The 6,320-nt window shown below is 59.2% G+C and carries 6 protein-coding genes; 3 read left to right on the forward strand and 3 right to left on the reverse strand.

Annotated features, from left to right (window positions below; all coding sequences use genetic code 11):
* The first annotated feature begins 9 nt into the window (after positions 1–9).
* A complete protein-coding gene (locus tag ACIQ1A_RS08225) occupies positions 10–2,019 on the forward strand; it encodes a putative bifunctional diguanylate cyclase/phosphodiesterase (RefSeq protein WP_395770584.1) in 2,010 nt (669 codons plus the stop codon).
* Positions 2,016–3,578 (forward strand): diguanylate cyclase domain-containing protein, encoded by a 1,563-nt coding sequence (locus ACIQ1A_RS08230; RefSeq protein WP_395770585.1) that lies wholly within the window; start codon positions 2,016–2,018, stop codon positions 3,576–3,578. The genes ACIQ1A_RS08225 and ACIQ1A_RS08230 overlap by 4 nt, the downstream gene beginning before the upstream one ends.
* Here ACIQ1A_RS08230 and ACIQ1A_RS08235 read toward each other — a convergent pair.
* Genes ACIQ1A_RS08235 through ACIQ1A_RS08245 form a run of 3 tightly spaced genes read right to left on the reverse strand, consistent with a single transcriptional unit; the run spans position 3,575 to position 4,881 of the window.
* The gene (locus ACIQ1A_RS08235) at positions 3,575–4,153 is read right to left on the reverse strand and encodes a TMEM165/GDT1 family protein (RefSeq protein ID WP_395770586.1); all 579 of its coding nucleotides are present in this window, start codon (positions 4,151–4,153) and stop codon (positions 3,575–3,577) included. The two genes, ACIQ1A_RS08230 and ACIQ1A_RS08235, sit on opposite strands and share 4 nt — an antisense overlap.
* Positions 4,154–4,163: 10 nt before the next feature.
* Positions 4,164–4,589 (reverse strand): hotdog fold thioesterase, encoded by a 426-nt coding sequence (locus tag ACIQ1A_RS08240; protein ID WP_395770587.1) that lies wholly within the window; start codon positions 4,587–4,589, stop codon positions 4,164–4,166.
* Positions 4,590–4,617: 28 nt separating this feature from the next.
* Positions 4,618–4,881, reverse strand: coding sequence for a DksA/TraR family C4-type zinc finger protein (locus ACIQ1A_RS08245; protein ID WP_395770588.1), 264 nt, complete (start codon positions 4,879–4,881; stop codon positions 4,618–4,620).
* 140 nt (positions 4,882–5,021) lie between these two features.
* Here ACIQ1A_RS08245 and ACIQ1A_RS08250 point away from each other — a divergent pair.
* The coding region (locus tag ACIQ1A_RS08250) for a hypothetical protein (protein ID WP_395770589.1) at positions 5,022–6,320 on the forward strand (1,299 nt) is incomplete at its 3' end.

Genomic DNA, 6,320 nt, shown 5'->3' on the forward strand with positions numbered 1-6,320 from the left:
GTCGTAGTCATGGCGAACGGTACCGTAACCGCTAACAGAGATCAGTCTCCGACGCCGCGCAAAGACGTCGCCGGCATCCTGCGCGAAACCCGGGAATCCCTGCAGCAGCTGCAAACGGCCAACCGCAGCCAGAGCCAGATGCCCCTGCGCCTGGTCGGATGGTCGTCGATCTTGGTTGCCATCGTTGTGATCCTGCAAAGTCTGGGCGCGATGGCCGATCTGTTTGGCAGCGGACATTATCTGCGCGTGCCGGAACTCGGCATCTTCACCGGCACGGCGCTCCTGCTCAGCGGCTTGAGCATGTTGCCAGCACGCAACCAAAACTCTGAACCGGCCAAGATCGCGATGCTGTTCACCTGCATTGCCACCATGCTGTCCGCCCTCATCTTAAACGGCGTCTTGTCCACTATCTTCCTGCCATCCGTGCTCGTGGTGTACCACATCGTCCTGAGTCCTTACCGTGCACTCTGGTTATCCATCGGAACAGTGCTGTTGATCATTCCGGTCGGTGGCTATTTTCTCGATTTAGAAAGCAATCGACTGCTGATCCGTTTCATCATCGGCGCCCTGATCACATTGGTGATCATGCAGATTCTGATGCGGTATATCAGCCGGACAAACAGCAGCATCATCACGGTCACCGGCAATCTGAGCAAACTGGCGCAGCAGCTGGACGAGGAACTGCTGCAGAGCTACCAGGCCCGGGAAACGGCGACCGTCACCGATGCCGCGACCGGCCTGCTGAACAACTACGGCTTCGAAACCGAGATCGGCAAAGCGCTCGCCGACCAGCCCTATGGCAAGCGCCGCTTCCTGCTGGCCATCAACTTCCAGCGTCTCGAGGACTTCAATGCCATCCTCTCGACCAACGAGCGTACCTTCATCCTGCAATGTCTGGTCGCGCGCCTGCGCGACATGTCCGGCGCCGATGCGCTCATCGCCCACACCGGACGCAATCAATTCGGCGTGCTGCTGCCGCATGCCGAGGCCGACGACGGACTGATGATGCGCAGCATCGACACCATCCAGGATGTGCTGCGCCGGCCACTGCTGAGCACCAGCAGCACCGTGCTGCCGTCTCCGGCCATCGGGGTCGCGGTCTGGCCGGACGACAGCGAGGACAGCGCCGAACTGCTGAACCGGGGCGAAATCGCACTGCAACGGGCCTTAGGCGTCAAACAGAGCCAGCCGGTCCGGTACCGACAGCACATGCACGATCAACACATCGACAGCAAAACCCTGTCGCACGACATCACCGCCGCGATCGACATGGACGAGTTCGAGCTGTACTTCCAGCCCATTCTGGATCTGCAGACCGGCCGCCTGCTCAAGGCCGAGGCCCTGATCCGCTGGAACCACCCGACCCGCGGTTTCCTGGTTCCGGCCCGTTTCATTCCCTTGGCGGAAGCCAGCGGACAGATCATCGCGATCACCGACTGGGTGCTCGACCATGTGATGGTCCAGCTCTGGGAGTGGCGGGACAAGCTTTCCCCGGATTTCCAGATCAGCATCAACATGCCTTCGGCCTATCTCGAATACTGCGTTGAAAACGAAGAAAAGATGCTGGCACGCTTCATGGCCATGCAGATTCCATCGCGGGCGCTGATCATTGAAATCACCGAAGGCAGCCTGCTCAACATGACGCCCGAGATGCTGCGGATCATCGCCATCCTCGAATCGATCGGCTTCCAGCTGGCCATGGATGATTTCGGTGTGGGTTACTCCAATCTGTCGCAGCTGGAACGCCTGCCGCTCAGTTTCCTGAAGATCGACAAGTCCTTCGTCGACGGCATCGAGGGCTCCATGCAGAAACTGGCGATCTGCCGCGCCATCATCCGCATCGGTCACGAACTCGGCATCCGCGTGGTGGCCGAAGGCATCGAAAGCGTCGGCCAGGAAAAACTGCTGCATGAAGCCGGCTGCGATTTCGGCCAAGGCTATTTGTTCGCCAAGCCGATGCCGGCCGAAGATTTCACCGGCTACATCCTCGATCAAACCCCGCAGGGAATTTCATTATGAACCTGCACCTGCCGACCCTGTTCATCATTTTCATCCTGGTCGATCTGGTGATGCTGTCCATATTCGTCTTCGCCAGCCAAGTCCATGGCAGTAAGAGCAATCGGTACTGGGCATTGGGGCTGCTGCTACATTTTGTAGCATTGGTCTCCGGCATGCTGCGAACGCAGATACCACCGATTCTGGGCTTCGTGCTGCCGAGCATATTGCTGAGCGTCGCATTCGTGCTGATGTCCATCAGCATCGGCTTGCTGCTGAACTTCCGTCTGAAGTACGCGCTCCACTGGCTGCCGGTGGCGGTCATGATAGTCAGTTCCATACTACTGCGAAACCAACTTCCAGCACTGGTGATCAGCGCCGGATTCATCTATGCGTTGCAGTTTAGCGTCGTGCTCTACATGCTCGGGTCGCGCTGGTACAACATCCATAGCGGTGGTCTCTATTTCATGGCGGTATCGCTGCTCGCCGTCATCGCCGCGTTCTATTTCCGATCGTCCTGGATGCTGACCCAAGATGTCACCGTCCAAATGATGAATAACGGTGACATCATGCTCACCCTGCCTTATCTGACCGGAATCATCGCCAACATCGGCCTTTCCGGCGGCATGCTGATGCTCCTGCGCGACCGCATGGGTGAAAAACTGCTGGAAAACCAGCATTTCATCGACGAAATCGCCAACAGCATTCCCAGCATCATTTTCCAGTTCCGGTTACGGCCCGATGGCACCACGCACTTCCCGTACGTCAATACCCGTGTCCGCAACTTGGGCGTCGACGAACGCGAGCTGAAGGAAGATTCAGAAAAAATCTTCGCGAAAATCCACTCGGACGACTACGCCAATGTGCAGAAGAGCATCATGCAGTCGGCAGAAAGCCTCGCCCCCTGGAATATGCAGTTTCGGCTGTGGAGTAGCAGCGGCCAGTACCGCTGGCATGAGGCCAAATCGATTCCCGAGCGCAAACCGGACGGCAGCATCCTCTGGCATGGCTACATGCACGACATCCAGGAAATGAAGGACATCGAAGAGAAGGTCCGGCATATGGCCGTGCATGACGGATTGACCGGTCTGGCCAACCGATCGCTGCTGGAAAGCCATACGCGTACCGAAATTGCCCATGCCGAACGCAGCCAGTCGAGCTTCTGCCTGATGTTCATTGATATGGACAACTTCAAATACATCAATGACCGCTTCGGACACGGCATCGGCGACCGATTGCTGCAGGAATTCGGCAAGCGGCTGACGGTTACCCTGCGCAAATCCGATTTCGTGGCACGGGTCGGCGGCGATGAGTTCGTCATTCTGCTGCGCGGCATCCAGCAGCCCGAACGCATTCTCGCCATTGCCGAAAAACTATTCGCGACCCTCTCGGAACCCTACCAGATCGACGGGAAGGTGATGAAAGCCTCGGCCAGCATCGGTGCCGCAATCTATCCCGAACACGGTCTTGACCTGATCGCCCTGGAGCGCAGTGCCGATCACGCCATGTACGATTCGAAACGCAAGGGCAAGAACATGATCAGCATTTTCCAAGGCAACCACCCCCCGTGGAGCAGCGCCTAGAAGCCGAAGCCAGCCCCTGCGCCGAACAGCGTGGCCAGCCCCATCACCGCGAACATGGCCGCGGCAATGCCATGCACCAGCTTCATCGGAATACGGGCGGCGAAGCGGTCGCCGATGAATACCGCCGGCACATCGGCAATCATCATGCCGAGCGTGGTGCCGATCACCACCATTACCGGATTCGGATAATGCGCGGCCATGGCCACGGTCGCGATTTGCGTTTTGTCGCCCATTTCCGCCAGAAAGAACGTAATCAGGGTGGCGCCGAATACACCGAACTTCCGGGCGACCTGCATTTCTTCCTCTTCGATCTTGTCGGGAATCATCGTCCAGACCGCCATGCCGAGGAAGGACAGGCCCAGAATCCAGCGCAGGACTTCGGGCGAGAGCATGGCGGTAATCCAGGCGCCGAGCGCGCCGGCCAGCGCGTGATTGAGGATGGTTGCTACCAGAATGCCGGCGATAATCGGCACCGGCTTCTTGAAGCGGGTTGCCAGAAGGAATGCGAGCAGTTGGGTTTTGTCGCCGATTTCGGCGAGCGCCACGACGCCGGTGGAGATGAATAGGGATTCCATTCCGGCTATTTTAGACGGCTTTCGGTACGACCATGACGGTCAGCCGGCCGGTACAGACCAGTTTTCCGGTCCCTTCATCGTGGATATCGACCTGCCACAGATGCGTTCGTTTGCCACCATGCACCAGTTTTCCGGTGCCCCGCACAAAACCGGAGGTTACCGCGCGCACATGGTTGGCGTTGATTTCCACCCCGACCGGCTGTTCACGATCCAAATCCAACAGCAGGCTGGAAGCCATTGAACCGATGCTTTCGATCAAGGCCATGCTGGCACCGCCGTGCAGCAGTCCGGCCGGCTGATGCGTGCGGGCATCGACCGGCATCCGGGCCACCAGATAATCGTCGCCGATTTCAAGGCATTCGATGGCCAGCGTCTGCATCAGGGTATTTCGGCTCCAGCCGTTGACGGTTCCAAGCGGCAGTTTTTTCAAAGGCATGGCAATTCCAAAAAATGGGCGGAAACGATCAACGCAGCTGGCTGTCCTTGCTGCCGCGTCGGTTGTAGCCGCTGTGGGAGGTATCGGCGTCCTGCGTGCGCTGGCAGTCAATGCACAGACGCACACCCGGGACGGCTTTACGGCGGGCTTCCGGAATGGCGGCATCGCAATCCTCGCAGTGTTTCAGACTTTCGCCGCGGGCCAGTTTACCGCGCGCGCGGGCGATGGCCTCTTCAACGCTGGCATCAATTTGGTCCTGCACGGCGCCGTCGCGGCTCCAGCCTCCGGCCATACCAACCTCGTCTCTCAACGATTAATGGCTTATTTTAGTCCATCTCTGCCCGCCCTGCGAGCAAGCTCTCCGTATGCTCTGTACTTCGAACGGAACGAAATGATGTTGTAGGATGATGTTTTAAGAACGAAGCTGCCGCCGTGAAATCCCCGATTACCGCCCTGCTCCTGTTGTTTTCCGTCTGCAGCCATGCCGCCGAGCCGCCCACTCTGATTCTGATGGGCGGTTCCTACCGCACCTGCTCGAGCCTTTTGGCCGATGATTGCCGGCCCGACCAGCGTACATTTCCCGGAGCACGCGACGCGCCGCAATACCGTATTGCACCTGAACGCTTTAACGAAATCCTCGATCCGGCCTACTGGCAAGCACGTCCCGGCGCGCCCGGACGGGCAGCCCTCAAGACTATGCTGGACAATACCCATGCCACCGCAGGCAATACCCTGTTCGATGCACAATCACTCAGCAACGCTTTTGCACGTGCCGATGCCAACACCTGGAACCGATTGCTGACCCAAGAGCAGGATCTGATTCTGTCGGCATTCGAGCAACTGCAGCAACACAACGGCGCACGCAAACGCGAACAGGTCCGCATTGACGGCGGTAACCGGCCTTATGATGCCGCCCTGTTCCGGCACTTGGTCGCCGAGGCCGGAAAGCGCAGCCCGTGGCGGAAACCCCGGATTGCGTTCACCACCTCGGCGTCCGTGAACGGTTTCGATGCTGTCGATTTCTACCGCGACCTGCTGGCCCAGGCCGGTGCAGAACCGGTCTGGTGGCCGGTCGATGCCGCGCTGGCCGAAGCGCGCTTCGGTGGTACCGGCGGCTGTCCCTTTCTGCAGACCATGCGTCAGAATGCGTTCTCAAGCTTGGGGCGAGAGCGTGTCTTCCCCGATCTGGATGCGGAACAAAAGGCCGCCTGCACCGATGCAAAGGCGCTTGATGCGGTTCCGGATACGGTCCAAGCCCTGTTTCTGGATGGCGGTGATCAGTGGCTGCACCGTCAAACCTTTTTCAGCCGCGATGGCACGCCAAATCCCTGGCTCAGGGCCGTGCGGGCGGCGTTTCTGCGCGGCGATCTGGTCGTAGCAGGAACCAGTGCCGGCGCTGCGGTGCAGTCCGGCACAGCTGGCATGATTACCAACGGCACCAGCGTCAATGCCCTCGCCTACGGCGCCATTGCCGTCCACGGCAGCATGCCCGAAGGCTGCGAACGGGCCATGCGCTGTCCGATGCCATTGCGTGAAGATGATCTGACCTGGTGGAAAGGCGGCGGGCTGAATCTATTCGGCAATGTTCTGGTCGATACCCATGTGTCCGAGCGCCGCCGTGAGCTGCGATTAATCACACTCATGGGCGCCCTTGCCGAAGCCGCGGAACATGGGCCGGAGGCCGGCATTGGCATCGATGAAACCAGTGCCTTGACCGTGCGTCTTGTCGCC

The organism is Arenimonas sp. (assembly GCF_044353605.1).
Lineage (GTDB): Bacteria > Pseudomonadota > Gammaproteobacteria > Xanthomonadales > Xanthomonadaceae > Arenimonas.